General features: G+C 44.9%; 23 protein-coding genes. 19 read left to right on the top strand and 4 right to left on the bottom strand.

Annotated elements, in window-relative coordinates:
* The first annotated feature begins 92 nt into the window (after positions 1 to 92).
* The 14 genes from dinG (at position 93) to NST40_RS21260 (ending at position 15492) form a co-directional block, all read left to right on the top strand.
* On the top strand, positions 93 to 2954 hold the full coding sequence (dinG, locus tag NST40_RS21325; protein WP_339244208.1) for an ATP-dependent DNA helicase DinG: 2862 nt from the start codon (positions 93 to 95) through the stop codon (positions 2952 to 2954).
* Between the two features lie 130 nt (positions 2955 to 3084).
* Positions 3085 to 3738 carry a redox-sensing transcriptional repressor Rex gene (locus tag NST40_RS21320; protein ID WP_036676294.1) on the top strand — a complete coding sequence of 218 codons (654 nt, stop codon included), beginning with the start codon at positions 3085 to 3087 and terminating at the stop codon, positions 3736 to 3738.
* Entirely contained in the window at positions 3725 to 5026 is a 1302-nt protein-coding gene (locus NST40_RS21315; protein WP_076183988.1) for an amidohydrolase, read from the top strand. Before NST40_RS21320 ends, NST40_RS21315 begins: the two co-directional genes overlap by 14 nt.
* Before the next feature lie 172 nt (positions 5027 to 5198).
* Positions 5199 to 5717, top strand: a complete 519-nt coding sequence (locus tag NST40_RS21310) for a DUF5590 domain-containing protein (RefSeq protein ID WP_036676299.1) — start codon at positions 5199 to 5201, stop codon at positions 5715 to 5717.
* Positions 5718 to 6127: 410 nt separating this feature from the next.
* Positions 6128 to 6670, top strand: coding sequence for a hypothetical protein (locus NST40_RS21305; protein WP_076127549.1), 543 nt, complete (start codon positions 6128 to 6130; stop codon positions 6668 to 6670).
* Positions 6663 to 8165: an AAA family ATPase gene (locus tag NST40_RS21300; protein ID WP_076276715.1), complete on the top strand. Its 1503-nt coding sequence runs from the start codon at positions 6663 to 6665 to the stop codon at positions 8163 to 8165. Before NST40_RS21305 ends, NST40_RS21300 begins: the two co-directional genes overlap by 8 nt.
* 133 nt (positions 8166 to 8298) lie before the next feature.
* Positions 8299 to 9171, top strand: coding sequence for a 3-hydroxyacyl-CoA dehydrogenase NAD-binding domain-containing protein (locus NST40_RS21295; RefSeq protein WP_036676304.1), 873 nt, complete (start codon positions 8299 to 8301; stop codon positions 9169 to 9171).
* Entirely contained in the window at positions 9168 to 10376 is a 1209-nt protein-coding gene (locus NST40_RS21290; protein ID WP_036676305.1) for an acetate kinase, read from the top strand. The genes NST40_RS21295 and NST40_RS21290 overlap by 4 nt, the downstream gene beginning before the upstream one ends.
* Before the next feature lie 21 nt (positions 10377 to 10397).
* Positions 10398 to 11696 carry an asparagine--tRNA ligase gene (asnS, locus tag NST40_RS21285; RefSeq protein WP_036676308.1) on the top strand — a complete coding sequence of 433 codons (1299 nt, stop codon included), beginning with the start codon at positions 10398 to 10400 and terminating at the stop codon, positions 11694 to 11696.
* 31 nt (positions 11697 to 11727) lie between these two features.
* Positions 11728 to 12480 (top strand): DnaD domain-containing protein, encoded by a 753-nt coding sequence (locus tag NST40_RS21280; protein WP_076192183.1) that lies wholly within the window; start codon positions 11728 to 11730, stop codon positions 12478 to 12480.
* Positions 12481 to 12551: 71 nt separating this feature from the next.
* Positions 12552 to 13160 carry a sigma-70 family RNA polymerase sigma factor gene (locus NST40_RS21275; protein ID WP_176462568.1) on the top strand — a complete coding sequence of 203 codons (609 nt, stop codon included), beginning with the start codon at positions 12552 to 12554 and terminating at the stop codon, positions 13158 to 13160.
* Entirely contained in the window at positions 13151 to 13648 is a 498-nt protein-coding gene (locus NST40_RS21270; RefSeq protein WP_143761903.1) for a hypothetical protein, read from the top strand. The genes NST40_RS21275 and NST40_RS21270 overlap by 10 nt, the downstream gene beginning before the upstream one ends.
* Before the next feature lie 15 nt (positions 13649 to 13663).
* Positions 13664 to 14770: a hypothetical protein gene (locus NST40_RS21265; RefSeq protein ID WP_076127557.1), complete on the top strand. Its 1107-nt coding sequence runs from the start codon at positions 13664 to 13666 to the stop codon at positions 14768 to 14770.
* Complete coding sequence (locus NST40_RS21260) at positions 14767 to 15492, top strand: hypothetical protein (protein ID WP_339244206.1); 726 nt, start codon at positions 14767 to 14769, stop codon at positions 15490 to 15492. The genes NST40_RS21265 and NST40_RS21260 overlap by 4 nt, the downstream gene beginning before the upstream one ends.
* 51 nt (positions 15493 to 15543) lie before the next feature.
* Here NST40_RS21260 and proC read toward each other — a convergent pair whose 3' ends face one another.
* The 3 genes from proC to proB are packed head-to-tail and all read right to left on the bottom strand — an operon-like array spanning position 15544 to position 18849.
* Positions 15544 to 16413, bottom strand: coding sequence for a pyrroline-5-carboxylate reductase (gene proC, locus NST40_RS21255; protein WP_076134661.1), 870 nt, complete (start codon positions 16411 to 16413; stop codon positions 15544 to 15546).
* 48 nt (positions 16414 to 16461) lie between these two features.
* Positions 16462 to 17709 (bottom strand): glutamate-5-semialdehyde dehydrogenase, encoded by a 1248-nt coding sequence (locus NST40_RS21250; RefSeq protein ID WP_076276716.1) that lies wholly within the window; start codon positions 17707 to 17709, stop codon positions 16462 to 16464.
* Positions 17710 to 17745: 36 nt separating this feature from the next.
* Positions 17746 to 18849 (bottom strand): glutamate 5-kinase, encoded by a 1104-nt coding sequence (proB, locus tag NST40_RS21245; RefSeq protein ID WP_076101454.1) that lies wholly within the window; start codon positions 18847 to 18849, stop codon positions 17746 to 17748.
* A 432-nt stretch (positions 18850 to 19281) separates the two neighbouring features.
* On the opposite strand from proB, the gene NST40_RS21240 reads away from it, so the two are divergent.
* Positions 19282 to 19479, top strand: coding sequence for a hypothetical protein (locus tag NST40_RS21240; protein ID WP_076192175.1), 198 nt, complete (start codon positions 19282 to 19284; stop codon positions 19477 to 19479).
* Between the two features lie 85 nt (positions 19480 to 19564).
* Here the strand turns inward: NST40_RS21240 and NST40_RS21235 are convergent, their stop codons facing one another.
* Positions 19565 to 20476, bottom strand: a complete 912-nt coding sequence (locus tag NST40_RS21235; RefSeq protein ID WP_076101451.1) for a LysR family transcriptional regulator — start codon at positions 20474 to 20476, stop codon at positions 19565 to 19567.
* 876 nt (positions 20477 to 21352) lie between these two features.
* Between NST40_RS21235 and leuC the strand changes: the two genes are divergently transcribed.
* The 4 genes from leuC (at position 21353) to NST40_RS21215 (ending at position 26781) form a co-directional block, all read left to right on the top strand.
* A complete protein-coding gene (gene leuC / locus NST40_RS21230) occupies positions 21353 to 22777 on the top strand; it encodes a 3-isopropylmalate dehydratase large subunit (RefSeq protein WP_339244204.1) in 1425 nt (474 codons plus the stop codon).
* Positions 22778 to 22806: 29 nt separating this feature from the next.
* Positions 22807 to 23409 (top strand): 3-isopropylmalate dehydratase small subunit, encoded by a 603-nt coding sequence (leuD, locus tag NST40_RS21225; RefSeq protein WP_076127570.1) that lies wholly within the window; start codon positions 22807 to 22809, stop codon positions 23407 to 23409.
* Between the two features lie 186 nt (positions 23410 to 23595).
* Positions 23596 to 25188, top strand: coding sequence for an N-acetylmuramoyl-L-alanine amidase family protein (locus NST40_RS21220; protein ID WP_342409987.1), 1593 nt, complete (start codon positions 23596 to 23598; stop codon positions 25186 to 25188).
* A 150-nt stretch (positions 25189 to 25338) separates the two neighbouring features.
* Positions 25339 to 26781: an N-acetylmuramoyl-L-alanine amidase family protein gene (locus NST40_RS21215; protein WP_076276719.1), complete on the top strand. Its 1443-nt coding sequence runs from the start codon at positions 25339 to 25341 to the stop codon at positions 26779 to 26781.
* Positions 26782 to 26818: the final 37 nt, after the last annotated feature.

Genomic DNA, 26818 nt, shown 5'->3' with positions numbered 1-26818 from the left:
ATGCATCCCCTGAACCAGTGGTGTGCATCGCCTTTTTTCGCAACTTCTGTTATGCTGATTAAGAGTCTCAATTGAAAGGGAATAGAATTATAATGAAATTTGCCGTGCTTGATTTTGAAACAACAGGAACCCAATCCGTGGGTGAAATTATCCAGGTTGGCCTTGCAATTATAGAAGAAGACCGGTCCATCTCCCGGGTATATGGTTCCTATGTCAAGCCCGGAACGCCGATTCCTCCTTTTATAACAGGTCTGACGGGGATTACCGATGATGATGTTAAGGATGCGCCTGAGCTGGATGAGATGATGATGGAGCTTGTTCCGCTCTTGGATGATGTTGTGCTTGTAGGGCATAATGTCGCTTTCGACTTCCATTTTTTACAAAATGCTTTAGATCGTTGTGGTTATTTGCCATTTCAAGGGCGGATTTTGGATACGATTGATTTTCTGAAAATTTGCTTTCCTTCGCTCACATCTTATCAACTAAGCTCTGTCAGTGCTCATTTTGGAGTGACACATGATCATCCGCATCAGGCAGATAGTGATGCACTTGCGACTGCTTTAGTGCTGTTGAAATGTCTTGAGGAGCTCTACGAGCTGCCGCTGCTTACGATCCAGAGACTCTGTGAGCTGTTTACCGAAGAGGATAGTGATCTGGGCTGGTACTTTGATGGTCTGCTGCGAGAGCGGGAAGCGGAGACGCTACAGCCCGAAGGTGATCTGACTTTCTATCGTCAATTAGCGCTTGCAGTAGGAGATTGGACGGAGTTAGCGCCACCTAGAGATGAGCATGCTGAGAATCCGCTAGCGAATTTATCTTTTACTGATTATATGGACGAAGTAACCAAACGACTTAAAGACACATTACCGCAGTATGAAAGCCGGGAAGCTCAGGATATTATGATCAATGAGGTGATGACGGCACTTGCCGAAGACAAACACCTACTGATCGAAGCGGGCACAGGAACCGGTAAATCGCTCGGTTATTTGTTGCCTGCCATTTATCAAAGCGTTCGCACCAATGAAAAAGTCATGGTCAGCACTCATACCATTAATCTGCAGGACCAATTGCGCGAGCGGGATATCCCTTTGTTAACGCAGGTAGTTCCTTTTCCGTTTAAAGCTGCTATTTTTAAGGGAAGAGGGCATTATTTGTGTCTGCGTAAGTTTGAGCATAAAATTAATAAAAAGGACTTTATAAGCCCAAGGGAAGATGCGCTTACTGCCGCTCAGATGATTGTATGGCTCACTCAAAGTGAATCAGGGGATGATGAAGAGCTGAATTTAAGCGGCCGGGGCGGTGATTTCTGGGAGACGGTGGCAAGCGATACCGATTCCTGTCTGGGCCGTTCTTGTCCTTGGTTCCGCAAATGTTATTATCATAGGGCCAAGCATGAAGCTGGGATTGCTGACGTGGTTATTACGAACCACTCCAAGCTATTCGCAGATGTTAAGGCTGGGCACCAGCTGCTTCCGGCTTACGAGCATCTTGTCATTGATGAAGCACATCATTTAGAAGATGTGGCTGGTAAACATCTTGGCATGCATATGAAGCATTTCACTGTGGCACACACATTATCGCGGCTGTATAAAGATAGCCGAAACGGACAGCTTCCTGCTCTGCGCCAGATATTACAGTCGTCAGGCAGTGAAGAGGCTTCAGAATGGAGCGGAGTCATCGATCGGATCTACCCGGATCTGCTTACCGTCAAAGAAACCTGGGATGCACTCAGCGACAAGCTGTTCAGCCTTTTGCCGGAACGCAGTGATGCAGGGGCAGGGGAAGCGGGACAACTGGTTATGCGTTTGATTCCCGCCCGTAAGCCGAAGGATTGGGATGAATTGGTTGCACTAGAGAACACTATGAATCTGACGTTAAGCGACATCATCCGTAAGGGTGATAAAATGCTTAACGAGATGCGCGACCAGGAAAGCCAATCCTCAGCAGACAGTCTTGTTACTGATATTAGCGGTTTATTTAAGGATTTGGCTTCCATCCGTGAGCAAGTAAGATTCTTTATGGGGCTGAATGACGATAATGTAGTATATTGGCTGGAGGCAAATGGGAATTACCGCAGCAAATCACTGCAGATGTATGCTGTCCCTGTGGATGTTAGCAGCCAGCTTAAAGAGTTGTTCTTCGATAAGAAAAAAAGCATCGTGCTTACCTCGGCGACGCTGTCTGTAGATAAATCTTTTCAATTTATGATTGATAATCTCGGACTTAACGAAGCTGCGGAAGAAGGACGTCTAATGACCTCACTTCTTCCTTCTCCCTTTAAGTATCGCGAGCAGGCACTGTTAGTTATACCGCGTGATTTTCCTAGTGTGAAGGGCAGTGTGGGCGATGCTCGATTTGTCGATACACTCGTACAGTCATTATCGGAAGCTGCTAAAACAACACGTGGGCGGATGCTGGTTCTGTTTACTTCTTATAAAATGCTGCGTCAGGTATATGATCCGCTTAAAGAGGCTTTAGCCTCACAAGAGATTACGGTGCTTGGTCAAGGCGTGGAAGGTGGCAGCCGGAGCAAGCTGATCCGCCGCTTTCAGGACAGTGCAGCATCCGTATTGCTGGGGACGAGCAGCTTCTGGGAAGGTGTAGATATTCCAGGTGAAGCACTGACTTGCCTGGCCATCGTGAGACTTCCGTTTCAACCGCCGAATCACCCGTTGGCGGAAGCGAAGTCGGAGTTATTACAGGCCCAGAAGAAGAATCCGTTCATGAAATTATCTGTTCCTCAAGCGGTTATTCGTTTTAAGCAGGGATTCGGAAGACTGGTTCGCACGGCGCAGGATCGCGGAATAGTTATTGTTTATGATACAAGGGTTATTGAATCTCATTACGGGAAGTATTTCCTTTATTCATTGCCTGGTCCCAAAATGGAGCATATGCTTACTGATCAAATGGTCCCTCGCATAGCGGAATGGCTAGAGGATGGCGGCGCTTCTTAAAACGCTCGTCTTCAGTTTAGCTCCTCCTTATCCTTAAGGGCGGTGTGTTACAGTACCGTCCTTAATAAGGAGAGGTAGACGTTTGAATATGGATTTTCACAAGAACATTACTATTTTTAGGAGGAAAAATATGAAATCGGATAAAATATCAGAAGCCGTTGTTCGCAGACTGCCTGTGTACTTGCGTTTTTTGAATGATCTCCAGAATCGCGAAATATTAACAGTTTCCTCTCAGGAACTTGGACAAAAGCTTGATCTTAATCCCGCACAGATTCGTAAGGATTTAGCATATTTTGGTGACTTCGGCAGAAAAGGTATCGGCTATGATGTAACGTATCTTATTGAGAAAATCCGTCATATCCTGAAGCTGGATCAACAGCTTAATGTAGCTTTAGTTGGAGCAGGTAATCTCGGACATGCCTTGTCTAATTACAATGCATATCTTAAAGATACTATGAAAATCACGGCTATATTTGATTCGTACGCTCCTAAGGTTGGACGTAAGATCAACTCCCTTACTGTGCAACCGATGGATGAACTAGGCAGCACGATTCGTGAGCAAGGTATTCGCATTGCCATTATTACCGTACCTGATTCAGAAGCTCAAAATGTAGCAGATATTCTCATTTCTTCTGGGATTGAAGCGATTTTGAACTTTGCCCCTGTGATTCTGAAGACACCACCGAATATCCGGGTGCATGCAGCTGATTTTACAACTGATCTGCAAAGTCTTGCTTATTACTTGCGGGATGGAAAGGAAGAAAGCGAACATGAACAACAATAAAACGATAATTAAGGGCGGGTATTTTCTGACTCCGGGAACGGATGAGCCGGTTCTGAGTGGATATATGACTATTGAAGATGATTTAATCACTTACATAGGAAAAGAAGAGCCTCAGATGGAAGCTGGAGTGCAAGTGGTTGATGGCAGCCGTCTGCTGTTCATGCCTGGACTTGTAAACACACATGGTCATGCGGCGATGTCTTTGCTGCGTGGATATGGAGATGATTTAGCGCTACAAGTGTGGCTTCAGGAGAAGATGTGGCCAATGGAGGAAAAGTTCACCGGTGATGATGTATACTGGGGAACCTCCTTATCTGTATTGGAAATGCTGAAGGGTGGAACTACGACCTTCCTCGATATGTATGATCATATGGACCGAGTAGCCGAGGTAGCTGAGTTATCAGGTATCCGTTCCGTATTGATGCGTGGTGTGATCGGGTTATGTCCAGAGGATGTACAGAATCACAAGCTTGCGGAAGCGATTTCTTTTGCCCGTAACTGGCATGGAAAGGCTGAAGGCAGAATTACTACTATGATCTCGCCGCACGCCCCTTATACTTGCCCTCCGGACTTCCTGGTTAAGTTCGTGCAGGCAGCGCATGATCTGGATTTACCGATGCATACGCATATGTCCGAAACGAAACGTGAAGTGGAACAAAATGTGGCGGATTACGGGTTGCGTCCTGTAGCTCACTTAGAGAAGCTTGGCATGTTCACACGTCCCTCGATAGTTGCACATGGTGTTCATTTAAATGATGAAGAGATTGAGATCTTGGCTCGCCATAATGTGGGTGTATCTCATAATCCGGGCAGTAATTTGAAGTTGGCTAGCGGAGTGGCTCGGGTTACTGATCTTCTAAAAGCTGGTGTGAAGGTGTCTCTTGGCACGGATGGCGCGGCAAGCAACAATAACTTGGATATGTTTGAAGAGATGCGGCTTGCAGCTCTCATTCATAAGGGTGTCAGCGGTGATCCAACGGCTGTTCCAGCTCCAGAGGCTCTGCGTATGGCTACAGAATATGGCGCGCAGTCCATCTTTTTAAATAATGTAGGCAGACTTGCTGTAGGGATGAAAGCAGATTTCATTGCTATTGATATCGATCAGCCGCATTTGCTGCCACACACAGATCTGTTGTCTCATGCGGTTTACTCTGCTAGCGCTAAGGATGTTGAGCATGTGTGGGTGAATGGTAAACAGGTCATCAAGCATGGACAATGCTTAACCCTGGATGAGGAAGCTATCCGGCGTAAAGCGCAAGAAGCCTTCGAAGGTTTATTGAAGCGTTAAGTCTGGAGAATAACGAATAAATAATAGGCTGCGACTTTTTGCTTTTAGCAAAAGTTGCGGCCTTTTGTGTATTTTTAAGGCTGGGAAAGCTAGAAAATTATGAAATTTTGGATAAACACGCGGGTGTGTTATATAATCAAAAAAGATATATTACTAGAAAGGGAGCTGTACCTTGAAGAAAAGGAAAAAATGGATCCTCCTGGGGTCAGTTCTGATTCTGCTCCTGGGGTTTGGACTTATCCAGTTCTATGCCTATATTATGAAAGATCAATGGAACGAGCGTGATATCGCTAAGGATGTTGCCAAAACCAGAGCGGGTCTAACAGAGGTAACCAAAGCACAAAAATCGGTTTGGGATGAAAATGCAGTGTACTGGGTATTAACAGGGAAAAATGAAGCCGGGACTGCTCTTATGGTCTGGGTCCGCTTTACGGTAGATGGAAAATTTGCTGAAGGCGACGACGCAGTGTTTGCTGAGGAACTAAGTAAAGGAACCTCGGAAGCCCAAATACGCGGCATTATCAAAGCTGATCTTCCGGACATAACGATTGAACGCTTGCTGCCGGGAGTATATAACGGAGAGTATGCTTGGCAGCTTTTTTATAAACAGAGCGGTCGGTATTATTATCAATTTTATCGCTTTTCGGATGGGTCCCGAATGGGCGAAGGTTACAGTTTACCTAAAAGTTAAGCTGAACATAAGGAAATTAAGGGTGTCATAGTAAACAAGCGAACTTATAATAAGTTCGCTTGTTTACATTTATTTGATGTACAAAAGTGATATACTAAGTGATATACTGAATGGGTGGTTATCATCGAATATTCTCTTAAATTCACATACGAAAATAGGCCGATTGATTAAAAATCAAGGCCGGTTTTGTCGAAAGTGAGGAATTTATTTGGTATTGATGGAAATATTTAAAAAATTAAATTTTAAATATATTCACATTTATTTTGAAATTAGTATATACACCTGTGATATACTACTACTTGTAATTAGAACAGCAATAAGAGACTTCAGTCTCTCTGATGAGCTCTCAAGTAGCTATAAATTATTATAATGAGCTTTATATTTTGTCATCTTTGAGAGGAGGACGTTTCTTGAAATTACGTCTTGTACCTGTGCTGATAACGTCTCTACTGTCGGCTACTCTATTGTTTGGTGGCTTCTTTTTGTATCGTCAGTTTGCAATGCAGGAACCACTTCAGAAGATTGTATCTCAATATGAGGGCGTCAATAATTCTCATATCAGTATTAACCGCAATGAGGTCACTTTGAAACTTGATCTCCAGCCAGGCACGAAATTACGTGAGCTGGTTCAGTACGTCTCCCAAGAAGGAAAATCGATGATTGATGGACGTACACTAAAACTTGATGTAGAACAGAACTCCAGTGAATTGCTGGATGAATACTGGGATAAAGCGATGTTCTCTGTAGCTGAAGCCATGGAGAGCCGTAAATATACACTTATACCCACAGAACTTGATGGACTCAAAGCGCAATATCCGCAATATAAAAATGTGATAGCCTCAACAGAAATTGACGACAATAATGTCTATGTAAGCTTGAGTAATGGAAAAGAAAGCAAATTTATTATTTTGCCGCGAAAACCTGCGACATTGGGGGTATGGAATAATGCCTAAATACCTTAAAGAAATTCTAATCGGATTTGTTCCTGTCTTGTTTATTTTCATGGCTTTTCTAGGCATTAATATATTCCCGATTGTAATTGCTGCTGGGATGCTCACGGCTTTACTTATCATTGCTCATTTAAGAGGCGGACTTGCGGTAAATGCAGGTGCCGGGAAGAAACGCAAGAAGGATGGACCTTCAAAGCTTACTTTTGAAGAAATTGGCGGGCAAGACAATGCAAAACAGGAGCTTCGTGAAGCGTTGGATTTTTTGATCCGGCATGAGGAAATCAGCAAATTCGGGATTCGGCCTTTGAAAGGGATTCTGCTTACAGGCCCTCCAGGAACAGGTAAGACCCTTATGGCTAGAGCAGCAGCACATTATACGAACTCTGTATTTGTTGCAGCATCAGGCAGTGAGTTTGTAGAAATGTACGTAGGTGTCGGTGCCGGCCGTATCCGCGATTTGTTTAAGGATGCCCGTACCCGCGCCCTTAAGGAAAACAAGCAAAGCGCTATTATTTTCATAGATGAAATTGACGTAATTGGCGGTAAGCGTGAAGGCGGACAGCAACGAGAATATGATCAGACCTTGAATCAGCTGTTGACTGAGATGGACGGGATCTATAACAATGAAACACCACGCATTCTACTGGTAGCAGCCACTAACCGTAAAGAAATGCTTGATTCAGCATTGCTGCGTCCTGGCCGGTTTGACCGTCATATTCAAGTGGACATGCCTGATAAAAAAGGCCGCAGATCGATTCTCGAATTACATGCCAAAAATAAGCCGCTTCATGCCAATGTGAACCTCGACAAAATTTCCGAAGAAGCCTATGGTTTTTCCGGTGCTCAGCTCGAAAGTGTTATGAATGAGGCAGCAATTTATATGATGCGTGAGGAATTGACAGAGGTTGAGCAGCGGCATCTGTCGATGGCGATTGACAAGGTTATGATGGGGGAAAAAACGGACAGAGAAACTAACCACGAAGAGAAAAAACGGGTGGCAATCCACGAATTGGGACATGCCATTATGGCAGAACTGCTTCGTCCGGGAAGTGTTAGTCAGGTTACGCTGACTCCGCGGGGGCAAGCCCTTGGTTATGTACGTCACAATCCTCAGCAAGAGCAGTATTTGTACACCAAAGATTATCTAGAAGATCAGATTATGATCGCACTTGGTGGAGCGGCTGCAGAAGAAATGTATTATGGCGGAAGAAGCACAGGTTCGCGTGGCGATTTTGATCAGGCCCTGAATATTGTCGAAACCATGATGAAATCCGGATTGACTTCGTTGGGCATCGCCAAGTTGGAAATGGTTACCACTGAAGAGCTTATGAAGGAAAACAGTAAAATATTGGATGAATTGATGGTACGTACTCACGACCACCTTGAAAAGCAACGAAATGTATTTGATTACTCCCTTGACATTTTAATGAAGGAAGAAGTGCTCTCTGGAGAGCAATTTCGATGTCAATTTCGTGACAGCGTGCGTTTACCAGCATAAATATTTATGCTGGTTATTTTTTTTTACTTTTCAGGCATGCTAAGATATCATTATATGTCGGGCTTTATAAATTTTTGCGACAGACAAGGTACAATACAAAAGTATAGATACCTGAAAGGATGGAGACTTTTTTATGAATTTCAAGAAAATTGGTGTCATCGGCGGTGGCACAATGGGACAAGGGATTGCCGAAATGCTGGCAGCCAAGGGCCTGGATGTATTGCTGGTGGAGAAAACCCCTGAGAAACTGGACTACTCCTACGAAATGATCGAGACAAGTCTAGATAAGCAACTGGAGAAATGGGCGATCACTCAAGCTGAGAAAAAGCTGATTCTTAGCCGCATTCAAAAAGTGACACATTTCGCAGAGCTGAGCTCTTGTGACATGGTTATCGAAACAATCGTTGAGGATTTAGAAGAAAAGAAAAAAATATTGAATCAACTGGATCAAGTATGTCCAAACCACATTATTCTTGCCAGCAATACGTCAACACTTAGCTTGACTGAACTTGCAAGTTCTACAATGTATCCGGAACGCGTGATCGGAATGCATTTCATATACCCTGTAGCTAAAGTGGATCTTGTTGAAATTGTACGCGGTCTGAAAACTTCAGATGCTACTTTTGAAGATACAAAATCCTTTGTTGATGAAATTGTTGAGAAAAAAGGTGTAATGATTTATGAATCCCCAGGATTTGTAACATCACGCCTCATTTGCTTGTTTATCAACGAAGCTATGCATGTACTGCAAGAGGGCGTTGCCTCCGCACAGGATATTGACGATGCTATGCGTATTGGTTATCAATTCCAATATGGACCGCTTGAAATGGCTGACAGATTTGGTCTGGATTCGGTTCTTGCTGCACTCGAAAATATGTTCCGTGAATATGGTGAGCTGAAATATCGTCCTTCCACGATCCTTAAGAAGATGGTGCGTGCAGGACAATTGGGTATGAAATCAGGCGAAGGCTTCTTCCAGTACGACAAGGATGGTGACCGTATATGAATATTCTAGTAATTAACTCCGGTAGTTCTTCTTTAAAATATCAATTGTACAATATGGCTGATGAATCCGTTTTGGCTAAAGGTTTGGTGGAACGTATCGGGATGGATTCCTCCATTCTGAACCATAAACCTACTGGTAAAGCTGAAGTAACAGAAGTAAGTGAAATTTTGGAGCATAACACAGCGATTCGTAAAGTTCTAGCTTGCCTAACGGATAAAGAGCATGGCGTTATTGAATCCATTAAAGAAATCAATGCTGTGGGTCACCGTGTAGTACATGGTGGTGAATTCTTCAAAGCTTCCGCACTTGTGGACGCTGATGCCAAGACTAAAATTCGTCAATTGTTTGACCTTGCACCCCTGCATAACCCAGCAGCAATGATGGGGATTACGGCTTCTGAAGTAAATATGCCGGGTGTACCGCAGGTTGTTGTATTCGATACTGCATTCCATCAAACAATGCCTGAAAAAGCTTATATGTACGCGATTCCTAGAGTACTGTACAATAAATATAAAGTTCGTCGTTATGGCGCACACGGTACATCACACGACTTCGTAAGCAAAGCTGCTGCGGAGTACTTGGAGCGTCCGTTGGAAGATCTGAAGATCATTACTTGTCATATCGGTAACGGAGGTAGTGTAACTGCAGTTCAAGATGGAGTGTCTGTGGATACTTCCATGGGTATGACTCCTCTGGAAGGTTTGATGATGGGGACTCGCAGTGGTGATCTTGATCCAGCAATTGTACCTTACGTGATGAACAAGGAAGAATTGTCCGTAGGAGAAGTTAACTCCATGTTGAACAAACATAGTGGACTTCTAGCAATTTCGGGCGTAAGCAGTGATATGCGTGATATTATTGAGGGTATGGAAAAAGGTGAGCCTAATTCCACGCTAGCTTTTGAAATGTATGAGTACCGCTTGCGCAAGTATATCGGTTCTTATGCGGCTGCTATGAACGGTGTAGATGCTATCGTATTCACTGCTGGTGTTGGTGAAAATGCTTCATTGCTACGTGAGAAACTGCTAAATAACCTTACGTTCCTGGGTATTGAGTTGGATGTTGAAGCTAATAAAGTTCGCTCCGGCGACCCGCGTCGTATCTCTACGGTAGATTCCAAAGTGCAGGTGCTTGTAGTTCCGACTAACGAAGAACTTGTCATCGCACGTGATACAAACCGTATTGTGCAAGGAATTAACGGCTAAATTAGAGGAGAGATTGAAGGCATGGCTAACAAGAGTGTAATCAAGAACGTGAATGAACATGTTGGAGAAAGTGTTGTTATCGGTTGTTGGGTAAACAACAAGCGCTCCAGTGGTAAAATTCAGTTCCTGCAGCTTCGCGATGGTACAGGTTATATTCAGGGAGTTGTAGTGAAATCAGAAGTGCCTGAAGAGGTATGGGATGCAGCTAAGAGCCTCACACAGGAAAGCTCATTGTATGTGACCGGTATTATTCGTGAGGAGCCTCGCAGTCAATCCGGTTTTGAAATGACTGTTACCGGAATTGAAGTTCTGCACCTTACAGAGAATTATCCAATTACTCCGAAAGAGCATGGCGTTGATTTCTTGATGGATCACCGTCACCTCTGGCTCCGTGCCTCGAAGCAGCGGGCTGTTCTGGTTATTCGTGCGGAGATTATCCGGGCAATCCAACAGTTCTTCAACGAGAGCGGATTTACAAAGGTGGATCCTCCGATTCTGACGCCAACGTCAGCAGAGGGAACTACTAACTTGTTCCACACGAAATACTTCGATGAGGATGCTTACCTGACCCAAAGCGGACAATTGTACATGGAAGCTGCAGCTATGGCACTGGGCCGTGTATATTCCTTTGGACCCACCTTCCGTGCGGAGAAATCTAAGACTCGTCGCCACTTGATCGAGTTCTGGATGATCGAGCCGGAAATGGCCTTCACAGATCATGAAGAAAGCTTGAAGGTTCAGGAAGAGTTTATTAGCTTCGTAGTGCAATCCGTATTGAAGAATTGCCGTGCGGAGTTGGAAGCGGTAGGCCGCGATATTTCCAAGCTGGAGAATATCAAAGCACCATTCCCACGCATTACTTATGACGATGCGATCAAGTTCTTGAATGATAAAGGCTTTGAAGATATTGCTTGGGGTGATGATTTTGGTGCACCTCATGAAACAGCAATCGCTGAAGCATACGATAAACCTGTATTTATTACTCATTATCCTGCTTCATTCAAAGCGTTCTACATGAAGCCGGATCCAAATCGTCCTGAAGTCGTACTGTGTGCTGATATGATCGCTCCTGAAGGTTATGGAGAGATTATTGGGGGTTCACAGCGGATCGATGATCCTGCGCTGCTTGAAGAGCGTTATAAAGAGCACAATCTTTCGATGGATTCTTATAAATGGTACATGGATCTGCGTACTTACGGATCTGTACCTCACTCCGGTTTTGGACTTGGGCTTGAGCGTACTGTAGCTTGGATCTGTGGTCTTGACCATGTACGTGAGACTATTCCATTCCCACGTACACTGTACCGCCTCTACCCATAAGTTCTTAGGATTTGAACAAAGGGGGAAGCACATGGACGGCAAGACATGGAGTACCTGGAGCGAAGGCGTCTCCTTCGGTCTGGAGAACGGAATGGCCGTCATACCTTACGCTTTACTGAAGTATTACCGGAAGCTGAATTTAAGCGGAAGTGAAGCCATGCTGCTGATTCATCTGCTCTCCTTCAGGCAAGTGGAAGGGATTGAGTTCCCTTCTCTGGAGGAGCTTCAGGTCGTAACTGGTCGTAGCATTTCCGTTCTGGCCGGAGAATTGCAGAAGCTCATGAAGGAGGGTTTCATTAGCATCGATGGAGACAACGATGAGCTAAGAGATATCCATTATGAACGCTACAATTTCTCAGGGCTATATGGAAAGCTAGGTGCTTATCTTGCGACAGCTGTACAAGAAAATGAGCAAGATAAGGACAAGGGGGCATATGCAACATCAGCTCCCCGGGCTGCTGCGTCAGGTGGAGGATTCGGAACTCCCCCCATATCTCCTTCTTCTCTTGGAGATAAAGAGGAAAGCCGGAATCTATTCAGTATTTTCGAGAAGGAATTCGGGCGCCCGCTGTCTCCAATGGAATGTGAGACGATTTCCAGCTGGGTGGATCAAGACCGATATCCTGAGGAGCTGATTCTGTTAGCACTCAAGGAATCCGTATTTGCGGGGAAGGTTCATTTTCGTTATATCGACCGGATATTGCTGGAATGGGCCCGTAACCGGGTCAAGAACGCTCAGGATGTTAAGACATATACACAAAAATTCCGCAATGGTGGAAGATAGATCGTTTAGGAGAGAACCGTATTGCTTTAGCTATTGCTAGAGTCTGTACGGTTCTTTTTTTATTTTTTTAGATAAGTGCAGGGGTAGGCGAAGAACTCAGCGTCTATTGCTGTGGGAAGGAGGGGAGAGTCATTGAGGAAGAGCTATTAATCAAGCGGATTTGCCAAGGAGACGAAGATGCGTTTCGTCAGTTTGTAAATACATACAGTCAGCATATATACAAAATCACCTATTCTGTATTACGTGAAGTCAAAGGGGCTGAAGACGCTGCTCAGGAAGCTTTTCTTCAGATGTATAAATCTCTCCCTGACTACCGTTATCAAGGCTTAAAATCATGGATTACGCGGATCGCCTTAAATAAGGCTATTGATGCCAAACGTAAACGTGATCGGCTACGAGAGTTACCTGTTGACTATGAGCTTGTGCTGAGCCAGACACCTTCTAATGAGGAGGATGTACTAGCCACTGTTGTCCGTCGTGACCGGATGAATCGTCTGTCGGGTGAGATCAACAATTTACCGGAGGGTCATCGGGAAATTATGGTGGCTTATTATCTGGAAAATAAAAAATATGAGCAAATTGCTGCTGAAAATGAAATTACTCTGAAGACGGTGGAGTCCAGACTATATAGGGCGAGACAATGGATGCGAAAACATTGGAAGGAGGACGAATGGCTATGATGAAGAGTGGAGAAAACTTAATTCGCCGCGAGCAGGCAAAAGCTTATCTTGAAGGGCAAGAAGATAGTATAGAACGAGAAGAATGGGAACAAATGCTGCTCGAGGATGAAGACATATTTGTTTCATATATGGAGATGCTGGATGAGCTAAAGGAGGATCTGCCTTCATTGGAGAATTCGTCTGTTTTTACAGAGAGAGTTATGGGAGATTGGGTGGCTACGGTGAGATCTTCAGTAGTCATAGAAGAAGTAGCGGGGCAAGAAGAAGGATCACGGCGTTATCGCTGGTATGAAAAAACAATCTTTCATTATGCCGTTGCTGCTTCGTTAACGCTGTTGATTATGTCTTCCGGGATGTTTGATAAGTTACTCACGGGTGAAATGGAGCTTGTTGTCCCTAAGAAAGAGAATTCGCCATCTTATAGCGAACAATTCATGCAAGCCACCAGCGGATGGTTGAGCCGGATTATGGACGGAAGACAGAAATGAGAGGAGAAATGAACAATGCAACAGCAGCGTAATAAAATTAAGGGTCTTTTTCTTAATATGATTCCTGGAGCAGGTCATTATTATATGGGAAGACGCCCACAAGGGATTGTTTATTTTTTGCTAAGCTTTGGTGTGTTATTTATGTCATTCTTAATCGCTATGGCGGAAGGGGATGAGGGAATTCTGGCATTGGGCGTGATCGGATTCTTACTTCTATGGATCCTTTCGATGATTCATCTGGTGATTAAATTACTGCAAATGCCCACTCCAATTGTAGCACCTGATGGATCAATGCTGGATTTTAGTTCTACTATGCCCGTAAAGACGGAGGATAATGAACGTGTGCATGTCATCTTATTGTCTTTCATTCCTGGATTGGGTCATTTTCATATGGGGCTGATGCAGCGTGGACTATCCTTTCTGATTTCATTTTTCGGATTCATGACCGTTATGTTATTCTTGGCTGGAATTACTTCGAGTGATGCATTTTTGCTGCTGTTTGGAGTATTGCCAGTAATTTGGCTGTATTGCATGTTTGATGCAGTTCAGTTGATCCATCGTAAACAAGCAGGAGAAATGCTTGTTGACCGCACATTATTCGAAGAGATGGAGGCTGGACGTGAGGAAGGACGACGCAGCAAAGTATTAGCGACATTACTATCCGCATTTCCTGGTGCTGGACAGATGTATCTGGGACTGCAAAAAAGAGGGCTCCAGCTCATGCTTCTTTTCTTAGGAAGTATTTATGTCATGGATCTATTGCGGTTAACATTGCTCTTTTTCCTTATCCCGGTCATTTGGTTCTATAGCTTATTCGATGGCTTACAGTTAGTTAGCCGATATGGACGTGAACCTTTGCAGGATAAGCCGGTTATCGAAGGTTTCTTAAATCATCAAGGCTGGCTCGGAGCAGTCCTGATGTGCCTCGGATTATACTTTATTGTTGTGAATGTCGCAGTTCCTGCCATCGATATCAGATTTCCAGAATGGCGGCTGGAATATCGCGTAAATGAATATTTTAAGACCATTGTCGTATCCGTGTTATTGATTGGTGGAGGGGTGAAGCTGATGACTGGAAGTAAGAATAATAAAGGTAGAAAAGGGGCGGGGGGTCAATCTTGAATAATCCAATAGAAGTAGAGCCGGGAGTCATGGTAACTAGCGAGTTTCCAGTGAACGAAGGGAAATCTAGAAGTTGGCGTGTAGGTACGTTGTCGATGGGACTGAGCCTTTTATTTCTCGGGGCATTAATAATGGTCTCGCAGTGGAAAGGAGCGGATGTGTTCGAGACAACGCTTGCTTGGTGGCCGCTCATTTTTATCTTACTTGGTTTAGAAATTGTAATTTACACCTTATGGTTCCGTGGTAAAGGGAAAATGTACTATGATGTGCTAAGTGTTCTGTTCGTCGGATTTCTGGCAGTGTGCTGTTTAGTATTCGCAGGAGTCAGCTCTTTAGGATTAACACAGGAACTTAGACATGTGATCTCATCTACGGAGGAGAATTATTCCTTGCCGGAATGGAAGGGGAATGTTCCACAGGGTGTAGGTACACTTATAATCCAGGCTGCCGAACCTTATGGAATTATGGTTGATCGAACGGCTGGGAACGAGTTGAATGTATTTGGGAGTTATTCCACGGCAGAAGGGCAACTCAAGCAAGAGCAAGAGAAGCGGCTGTTGCAAACTAAGCAAGTCGGAGACACATTTTACGTTATCTTAGGAGACATACCTAGACATCTAGTATTCGATAACTCCAGGAATGCGTTGAACGTGACCGTTGCGGCTCCTGTAAATCTAAAGGTAATCGTAAGAGATAATTATGGAAATGTTGTAACAAGGTAAAAAAAGATCGCTTCCCACCCGATGAGGGGATGGGCTGCGATCTTTTTTTGGTTAAGAACGAAGCTCTTTCTCTAGGGCAGCACCCATTTCACGTGAGCGCTCGGCACATCGGTTAACGGCAGCAATCACAGTTTCAAAGAATTCCCCTCGTTCAAGCACTTCTATAGCTGCTTGTGTTGAACCGTTAGGGGAAGTAACCTTCTTACGAAGTGCTGCGGGTTCTTCTCCCGTCTGTTGTACCATTCGGGCAGCTCCCAGCACAGTTTGAACAGTTAATTCGGTGCTTTGATCAAGTGGCAGCCCACCACGGATACCAGCGGCGATCATGGCTTCCATCATGTAATAGATATACGCAGGCCCGCTGCCTGAAATTCCGGTCAAGGTTTCCATACGTTCCTCATCAATGACTGTTGTAAGCCCGACAGCCTCAAAGATATTAAGAGCAAGGCGACGGCCTCTTTCGTCTACTTCTTTGGAGAAGGCTAGACCAGTGGCACCCAGACCGATGGAACTGGAGGTGTTAGGCATTGTGCGAACAATAGGCTGTGCTTTGCCAAGTAAACCTTGCATGGTTCGAATAGATAGACCTGCAATGACAGAAACTACAATCTGATCCGGAGAAAGAAGCGGGCCTAGTCCGCGTAAGGATTCTGCAGCATCTTTAGGTTTCATTGCCAGTACTATTACTGGTGCGTTACGTAGGTATTCTATTTTTTGTTCGGGATCATTCGTGCCTATTACACCATAACGGCTTTTTAATTCTGCCAGACGTTCACTGCTGCTGCGATTGAGCATGATGACATTATCGGACTTCACGATATTGCGGCTAATCATCCCGCGAACGATGGCTTCTGCCATGGAGCCTGCGCCATAAAAAACAATATTATGATTCATGAGTGGAACTGAAGGTTGCTGACACATGGCTAAAATCCTCCTAAAGTTGTGTGATAGAATACTTAAACGTGTATACTAACCCCGAATTTGTCCCGTTCCGTAGATCTTATATTTGGTTGAAGTTAGTGCAGGCAGACCCATCGGGCCACGAGCGTGGAGTTTCTGGGTACTAATACCAATCTCTGCACCGAATCCAAATTCAAAGCCATCCGTGAAGCGGGTTGAGGCATTGTGATAAACAGCGGAAGCATCCACTTCTTGTAAAAAGCGTGTGGAGTTCTCCTGATCTTCTGTTACGATACATTCCGAATGTTTCGTGCCATACTGGGCGATATGCTGCATAGCTTCTTCCAAATCACTGACGATTCTAATATTAAGGATATAATCATTGTATTCTGTAGCGTAGTCTTCTACGGTTGCAGGTAATACCCATGGGACAAGAGAGATGGTTTGTTGACAGCCACGAAGTTCTACATGAACCTCACGGAATGCTTCGGCTAAGGATAACAGATATTTGCTCGCGTAATCCTGATGAACGAGTAGTGTTTCCATAGAGTTACATACCGAAGGGCGCTGAGCTTTGGCATTTAAACTAATGTTCTGTGCCATTTCTGGCAAGGCAGTTGCATCGAGATAAGTATGGCAGATGCCTGCTCCAGTTTCAATTACGGGAACGGTTGCGTTAAGGACTACATTTTGAATAAGAGAGCTGCCTCCGCGCGGGATAATCACATCTAAAAGTCCGTTCAGCTTTAGCATTTCATCTACTGAAGAACGATTTGGGTCTTCAATCAGCTGAAGCGCGTTAGGCGGCATTGAGGTTTCAGCAAGAGCATTGTGCAGAACCTCGACAATTTTACGGTTGGAGGACAGGGCAGAGGACCCCCCGCGCAGCACAACAGCGTTGCCGGTTTTGAGACATAGACCCGCAGCATCAACAGTAACATTGGGACGTGCTTCGTAGATGATGCCGATCACACCAATCGGAACACGCAGCTTCTGGATGTTGAGGCCGTTAGGACGTTCAATGCTTTCTAGCGTGTCACCGATAGGGTCCGGTAATACAGCGATTTGTTGCAAGCCTTCGGCAATGCTGTTAATCCGGTCAACATCTAATGCCAGCCGGTCGAGCATGGATTCCGGAGTTCCATTAAGTCTTCCTCGTTCCAAATCCTCCGCATTGGCGGTGATAATGGCGGGAGCTTCGCGGCGAAGTGCATCGGCCATGACCAGCAGTGCTTCATTCTTCTGGCCAGTTGTTAAGCTTGCTAGAACTCCTGTTGTCTCCTTGGCTAATTTACTCTTATTAATAACTTCACTCATGACGTTTCCTCCCTATATTTGAATTGAAAAAAATGCTTATCTCAGTGTAATCCATTCGTCACGGTGAATGACCTCAAGCCGGTGTACTTCTCCCAGCTTCGGTACAATTTCACGGCTTGGCAGACCTTGAATGCTGCGCAGCTGAGCATCATCGTAATTTACAATCCCACGTCCAAGCAATTTGGAGTCGGGTCCAAGGACTTCTACAACATCTCCTGCGTGAAAACTACCTTCTGTCTGTTTGACGCCTACAGGCAACAGGCTGTGTCCGCCATGTAGCAAAGCTTCTACAGCCCCTTCGTCCACGTATAGGGAGCCGAGAGGGGTAGACATAAAGCCTAACCATTGTTTTTTGACGGGAAGAGAGGATAGCTTCGTTGCAAAATAAGTGCCCCTGCCTTCTCCCGTTGCAGCAAGCTGTAAATCACCAGGTTCGGTGGCTCTCCCGACAAAGACAGGAACACCACCCCGAGTAGCAATCTTGGCCGCATCGATTTTGGATCGCATACCGCCTGTTCCAACACTAGAGCCAGCTCCACCAGCAATAGCATATATCTCTGGTGTAATGTCATCTACGAACTGATAACGGACAGCATCCGGATGCTTGCGGGGATCTCCACTGTATAAACCATCCATGTCGGTTAAGACAAGCAGTCTAGAGGCTTTTAACAGGTTGGCTACGAGCGCAGAGAGGGTATCATTATCGCCAAATTTCAGTTCATCTACGGAGACAGTGTCATTCTCGTTAAATACGGGCACCGCTCCTTGGCGAAGTAGCTCTTCTACAGTCATCATAGCGTTATTCATGGCTCTGCGGCTGCAGAAATCGGTGCGAGTCAGCAATATTTGCGCGGTAGTAATTCCATGCTGGGCAAAAGCTTCCTGATAAGCCTGCATCAGCAGTACCTGACCCACAGCCGCAGCGGCCTGCTTCTCATGTAGCAGCTTCGGACGTGCTGGATAACCGATACTGCGGAAGCCTGCGGCTACCGCACCAGAGGTTACTAACAACACCTCACAGCCGTTTTTCTTCAACTCGGCAATCTCTGAGGCAAAAAAGGAGACTGCTTCACGATTCAAACCGCCCTCGGGTCCGGTCAGCGAGCTGCTGCCTATTTTGACCACGATTCGCGTCGTCATTTCTATCCACATCCTCTTCGTTTATTAAGTCCTGAAAACAACAAAAAGCCCCCATCCTTAGACTTAGCAAAGGACGAAAGCTTATAAACTTCCGCGGTACCACCTTCATTGATGAGGGATCATCCGACTTCATTCTCATAACGGGAGGATCCGTCCTGTTAGACACAGGCCGCTCGGGGGTAGGATTCGGAACGAAAACCGCGGTAAATTCTTTCAGCCTGTCGGAATCTACTCTCTAGGCGCGGTTAGACTCATTCTTACTGGTCCCGTCTGCACGTTTCACTTATTTTCAATAGAATACCATGGAGCTGGTTGCATTGCAAAGGGAAAACGTAGGATATATTTCTTCATGCAGAAAGCTCTATATATTATGTTTAACCTCAAAGAGAAGGGGTAAAGAACTTATAATCTGTTACCAGGAGGTGGATTAAATTGACTAAAGACAACAATGCCGAGCAGGGACAGAATCAAGATTCAAACGAAGTAGCAGAGCTTCAGAATAGTGTGACTCGTGAATTTGTGGAAGAGCACACCGGGGCTCCAGTTGATAAGGGATTGACTGATTCAAGTAAAGCACGTGTGTCGGATGATCAGAACCGCCTGATTACACAGCGTAATTTGCGTAAATAATCTAGTACTGTTAAAAGAGGTTTACCTGAAAAAGTGCCCCGGCAACCACGCGAATGGTTACTGGGGCACTTTATTTGTATATATTCTATTCTTCCGTTAATTCAGACACGGTTGATTTGAATGTTTCTACAAAAGCCTTTGCGGCCTTGGATAAATATCGTCCGCGTCGATATGCTACAACTAGCGTACGACTAGGCACTGGATCAGCGAGCGGTAAGTAGACTGGAACAAATTCACTTCGCGGTGCACGAGCGATAAAACGAGGAACAAGAGTCACGCCCATACCTGTTGCCACTAGGGATTGAACGGTTTCCATATTATTGCTCTCGAAAACGATTCGTGGCTCGAATCCGGCTTTCCGGCACAGCTCCACAGTCATTTTGCGGAAGCCCTGACCTTCCTTAAGTACGATGAAAGGTTCGTCCTTAAGCTCTTCAAGTGAGGTCCGTGTTCCATCTAAGATTCGTTTAGCGAGCGGATGTTCAGGAGGGACGGCAAGATCAATTCTTTCCTCTCCAAGCTCTTCATAAGCTAGAGCAGGAATTTCGAGGGGTAAGGAGAGCAGGCTTAAATCGGTCTGACCACTTGCCGTGAGCTTCTCTAGGTTCATCGACGAGTCTTCTAGCAGCGTAATTTCTACCTCAGGATAATTTTGTTTGAAAACTGGAAGCACATGCGGCAGAAGATGTGCACCTGTAATCGGCATACTGCCCACAACTACACGTCCAGTGCGCAGTTCTGATATGTCGGACATCTCTTGTCGCAGCAGCTCCACTGCGTCAATGATAATCTGGGCTTGTTCAACGAATTTAGAACCTGCGTAGGTCAGCTCAACTGAGCTGGTATTACGCTGAAAAAGCATTACGCCGAGCTCTTTTTCCAGTTTGGAAAGCTGCTGGCTGAGCGAGGGCTGGGCAATATGCAGCTTGTCCGCTGCACGTGAGAAGTTTTTTTCGGCTGCGATTTGCAGCACATACTGCAGTTGTCTCAGTTCCATATATGGACTCCTTAGGGAAATGATTTACTTATAAGTATATCCTATTGGATTATAGTTTTGTATAGGCAACCCGAAAGAGCATTCACTTCATCACTCCCCAGGATTTGCTGAGCCTGATTTCAAGAGAGTAACCCTTCCACACTGACCGAAGTATCCGATATCCTCTCACGGTATATTTTTAACGCCGGATCTTGAGGGTAGCTATGAGAGATAACTGCATTCTGTACAGCTATTTCGTATGCAAAAGGGATCATTTTGGTTTTAAGTGTATTCTATACAACTAAAAACTAGTGTTGTCAGCTAAAGGGCGATAATTCAAGAAAATAGCTGCACAAAATACAGTTATATTCATTAACGAATGATTCACAGGAATATAGATGTACAAAATACAACTAAATGCTCCTACACATCGCGCTTGCACATCGCTCCTACACATCGCGCTTGCGCAACGCTCCAACACATCGCGCTTGCGCAACGCTCCAACACATCGCGCTTGCGCAACGCTCCAACACATCGCGCTTGCGCAACGCTCCAACACATCGCGCTTGCGCAACGCTCCAACACATCGCGCTTGCGCAACGCTCCAACACATCGCGCTTGCGCAACGCTCCAACACATCGCGCTTGCGCAACGCTCCAACACATCGCGCTTGCGCAACGCTCCAACACATCCTGCTTGCACATCGCGCTTGCACATCGCGCTTGCACATCGCTCTAATATACCTCCAACACACCCTAACTCAGCTTATAGGTTCAGACTATCACTTTTATAGATATCATATCTTGGAATTATAAAGACAGGGGTGTTATATTTAGATCATTCAAGAGAGACTCCACGCTCTCTTCCAATGAACGATTCTATTAATGAGGTGAAATTATGAGCAACAAGACAATGTTTGAAAAGATTTGGGAGAATCACGTTATTCATCAAGAGGAAGGTAAACCTAGCATTATTTATATTGATCTGCATTTGGTTCATGAAGTTACTTCTCCGCAGGCATTTGAAGGTCTTCGTCTCAGCAACCGGAAGGTTCGCCGTCCTGAGCTGACTTTCGCAACGATGGATCATAACGTACCAACTAAAGATCGTTTTAACATTAAAGATCCAATCTCCAAACAACAAATTGATACCCTTTCTAAGAACTGTGCTGATTTTGGTGTAAGGCTGTTCGATCTGAACGATATTGATCAAGGCGTTGTACACGTAATGGGTCCTGAAATCGGCTTGACACATCCTGGAAAAACTATCGTTTGCGGCGACAGCCATACCTCCACGCATGGTGCATTCGGCGCGCTGGCATTCGGTATCGGAACTAGTGAAGTTGAACATGTAATGGCTACCCAATGTTTGCAGCAATCCAAAGCTAAGACTATGGAAGTACGCTTTACAGGCAAACGCAACCCTGGCGTAACAGCAAAGGATATGATCCTTGGTGTTATTGCTAAGTACGGTACTGATTTTGCCACAGGATATGTAATTGAGTATACAGGCGAAGCTATTCGTGAATTGTCGATGGAAGAACGTATGACTGTCTGCAATATGTCGATCGAAGGCGGAGCAAGAGCTGGCTTGATTGCCCCTGATGAAACTACTTTTAATTATCTGCGTGGACGTCAATACGTACCACAAGGCGAAGCTTATGATGCTGCTGTAGAAGGATGGAAGAGTCTTGTAAGCGACGAGGGCGCCCAGTACGATACGGTTGTTGAATTTGATGTGGAAACATTGATTCCACAAGTGACCTGGGGTACTAGCCCGGGTATGGGTACTGACATCAACTCCAGCGTACCGAATCCGGCGGACTTCACCACTGAAAATGAACGTAAAGCTGCTGAAAAAGCGCTTGAATATATGGATTTGACTCCTGGAACACCTATTTCTGAAATTCCGATCGATTATGTATTTATCGGTTCCTGCACTAACGGGCGGATCGAAGATTTGAGAGCTGCAGCAGTGGTAGCTAAAGGTCATAAGGTGTCTGAAAAGGTTACTGCCATTGTTGTTCCAGGCTCGGGCCGTGTTAAGATGCAGGCTGAGAAAGAAGGACTTGATAAAGTCTTTACTGACGCTGGCTTTGAATGGCGTGAAGCGGGATGCAGCATGTGCTTGGCCATGAACCCGGATGTTCTGCAGCCTGGACAACGCTGTGCATCTACCTCGAACCGTAACTTTGAAGGACGCCAAGGACGCGGAGGACGTACACATCTTGTATCTCCAGCTATGGCAGCCGCAGCTGCGATCAAAGGTCGTTTCACTGATGTACGTGATTGGAATTATAAGACGGAAGCCGTCAGCTCATAGAACTAGAGAGAACACGGGAGGATAAAACTATGGATGCTTTTAAAAAATTAACAGGAATTGTTGCACCAGTTGACCGGGTAAATGTAGATACGGATGCGATTATTCCAAAACAGTTTTTGAAACGGATTGAACGGACGGGATTTGGACAGTTTTTGTTCTATGAATGGCGTTTTGATGAAGAAGGTAATGATAATCCAGCCTTCGAAATGAATAAACCACGTTATCAAGGGGCTTCTGTTCTGATCTCACGCGCTAACTTTGGCTGTGGATCCTCTCGGGAGCATGCACCATGGGCGATTATGGATTACGGGTTCAGAGTTGTAATTGCACCTTCTTATGCGGATATCTTCTACAATAACTGCTTTAAGAACGGCATTCTGCCGATTAAGCTTTCGGAAGAGCAAGTGGATGAATTGTTCAAACGGACAGCTGAGCATGAGGACTACAAGCTGACAGTTGATCTTGAGAACAATGCTTTACAAGATGAATTCGGACTGAGCATCAGCTTTGATCTGGATGAGCACCGTCGTCAATTCCTGCTGCAAGGCTTGGATGATATCGGTTTGACCCTTCAACATGCGGATGAAATTGCTGCTTATGAAGAGCGTCATGCTGCAAAGCTATTCTCTTAAAAAGAGGATATAACTGGTCTGATTCTTAAACTTTACAAAAAATACGCAAAACTTCTATTTCCGGGTGTCGGAAATAGAAGTTTTTTTGCTATAATCGATATATTCATTGGTCATTAAGGAAACATTTGGTGATTTCTGTCGTCTAAATACTTATCTAGGATCTATTACTTGCAGAAGGAGCGGAAAATGAGAATGAGAAGAGCTGGGCTTCGTGTATTGCTGCTTTTGTTACTGCCTTTATTATTTTTAACATCCACCGGACAAGAAGCTGCCGCAGCTGGTAGCAGCACAGGCAGAATTATTATGGACAATCAGGAACTTGCTTTGCCAAAAGGAATTAAACTCGAAAATGTAAATGGTAGCGTTATGATTCCGGTCAGAGTGGTAGTAGAGAATCTTGGATTCGAGGTGTTATGGGAGCAGCAGACCCGGAAAGTAACCGTTCACCAGGATGGTAAAAGCATTGAGCTGGCGGTAGGACGGAAAACAGCTGATGCAGATGGGGTGACATTTGATTTAAATGCAGCTCCTAAGCAGAGTGGCGGCACAGTACTCGTTCCAATTCGTTTCGTAAGCGAGCAGTTCGGCTTAAAGGTGGGCTGGGATAATGTTGATAAAACCGTCTATTTGACAGGTGGACAAGTTAGCAATCCTGCAATGACACCTGAGGGGAATACTACCAATCCAACAGCAACTAATACACCTGCTCCAACTCCAAGTGCTACGCCGGGAAGTGACAACGGGACAACGGCTGGCAGTGTAGTAACTTCACCCAGCCCGACACCAGTTCCACAAACAACTACGGTACCGGGAAGCACAGCAGGAATTCCAACAGGCCCTCTAGTAAACGGGGCAGTATTCACTGAGAACCGACTTATTATCGCTGTGTCGGGGGCTACTAAGCCAAACGTTACAAAAATGAGCAATCCTGATCGAATCGTCGTAGATTTTCCGGGTGCTGCGTTCGATCCGAATTTCATTGGAAGTCTTACGGGTGTTACCACCACTGGCGGTCCACAAGGTAAGCTGGACGTTGCCGGCTACCCGCTCGTTTCTGAGATCCGTTATGCACTGTTCAGTGTGAGTCCGTCCACTGTCAGATTCGTAATTCAAACGGTTGGAAATCAACCGTACCAGCTTAGTACGGATGAAAGCACCGGGCTGGTTACGATTGATTTGAATGTAACTAACAGCGGAGGCAACACCACAGGGGCTAATGGAACGTTAGGTAAGCCAATTGTAGTTCTAGATGCGGGTCATGGTGGAACTCAATCAGGAGCTGTCAGTCTCACAGGAAAGCTGGAAAAAGTCTTCAATCTGGCCGTCATCCGCAAAGTACAAACGCTGTTAACGCAGGAAACATTAGTTGACGTGGTGTTTACTCGAACTGACGATGCTACATTGGGGCTTCAGGATCGCGTGAAAATTGCGGAGGCTGCTAAAGCGAATCTCTTTATTTCAGTGCACGCGAATTCGCTAGAGGTTGGATATCCAAATAGAGATAAAATAAATGGCAGTGAAACCTATTATTCTCGCAGTGATAGTCTGCCGCTTGCTCAGATTATGCATAAGCATTTATTAGCCGCTACTGGTTTTAAAGACAACGGGATTCGTACGAAAAGCCTTCATGTTACACGGGAAACCACAATGCCAGCAGTCTTGCTAGAGGTAGGATATCTTACAAATTCAGGGAATGAATCGGCGATGTATAGTGAGCAGCTTCAAGAGAAATTAGCGAGAGAAATTGTTGCCGGAATTAAGGAATATCTGGGGCTTTAACACTTGAGGTTGGTGAGATTTCTCAATTTTTATGGAATATATTCGCAACCTTTATAGATTACCAGCGTCTAATAGAGGTCTGAGGTTGACGGAGACAGGGGCACCACGATCGCCATTCACAGGCGAATACTAGATTCTTAGAGGTGAAGAATGAAGAAATTCAGTTTGATGTTGTTTTTGTTGCTCTTTGTGTTGGTTTTGCCTGAGCATGGACATGCTGCTGCCGCGAATAGCAAGATTTATCTAGACGGCAAAGAGATTACTGCAGGGCAAAAAGTACCGGTTGAAAATGTGAATGATACTATCATGGTACCGTTGAGATTGATCTCCGAGAGTCTTGGTTATACCGTGGGCTGGGATCAAAAAAGCAAAACGGTGACGATTGAACAGCAAGGTAAGGTCATCAAACTTATTGTTAATCAAAAGACGGCTTCGGTTGATGACAAAACAGTACAGCTTAGCACTGCGCCTGTCCTGCGGAGTGATACGACACTTGTGCCTATACGGTTCATAAGTGAACAGTTCGGTCTCACCGTCACTTGGGATAATGCGAAGAAGATCGTATACCTCATTACCCCAGGATCCTCAAATGAAAACGGAAGTTCAAATGGAAACTCTGGAAATGGTGGATCTGAGGTTGTTGTTCCACCGGTAGATCCTACTAAGAATTTAACCATGATAAATGGTTTGAGCTTTAGTGAGAATCGTTTGAGCATTGCGATGGAAGGTAATTCCGCGCCAAAAGTAAGTGTAATGACAGGGCCGGATCGGTTAGTGATTGATTTTCCTAATGCCACTTTCTCAGATCTTTTTGGGACGGGACAAGTTCTTGATCCTGATCTGAATGGTAAACTGGAAGTGAAGGATTATCCTGATGTATCAGGCGTCCGGTATTCGCTTTATAGCTCCAATCCTTATACTGTACGTTTTGTAATTGATTTGAATTATCCTAAGAATTATAACATCAGCGTATCTGGGACGGATTCTAAGTTGGTTATCATTGACCTGAATGCAGAAAGTACGGATGATACTTCAACACAGCCAGGTAATGATGGCAAGAAGCTAGTAGTACTGGATGCAGGGCACGGAGCTAAAGATTCTGGTGCAGTAGGAGTAACAGGAAAATACGAAAAGAATTTTAATTTAGCTATAGTACTTAAGACAGCAGCATTGCTGAAAAAAGAAAGTAATATCGACGTCGTACTGACACGCAGTGACGATACATTCTTGGAGCTCAAGGATAGAGCGGCTATGGCTAATAATCTAAAAGCAGATCTATTCATTTCTGTACATGCCAACAGTTCCGCATCTTCTGCGGCAAGCGGGACAGAAACGTATTATCAGCGGGAAGCCAGTAAGGCCTTAGCAAAAGTAATGCATAAGTATCTTGTTGAGGCTACAGGGCTTAGTGATCGCGGTGTACGATACGGGAATTTCCATGTCATTCGTGAAACGAAAATGCCTGCTGTTCTACTTGAAGTAGGATACCTTAGCAATAAGAAGGATGAGACATTGCTCTTTACGGAAGCATTACAAAACAAAGTTGCTGCTTCAATAGTGAGTGGAATCAAGGAATATTTGGGTATAAAATAACAGACCAGTGGCAGACGAGCGCCGCAAAGTCAGCTTT

The sequence above is a fragment of the Paenibacillus sp. FSL R10-2778 genome (genome assembly GCF_038593035.1).
Classification (GTDB): Bacteria; Bacillota; Bacilli; order Paenibacillales; family Paenibacillaceae; genus Paenibacillus_AQ; species Paenibacillus_AQ odorifer.
Note: the sequence above shows the minus strand (reverse complement) of the source record. Positions and strands in the feature narration are given on the sequence as shown.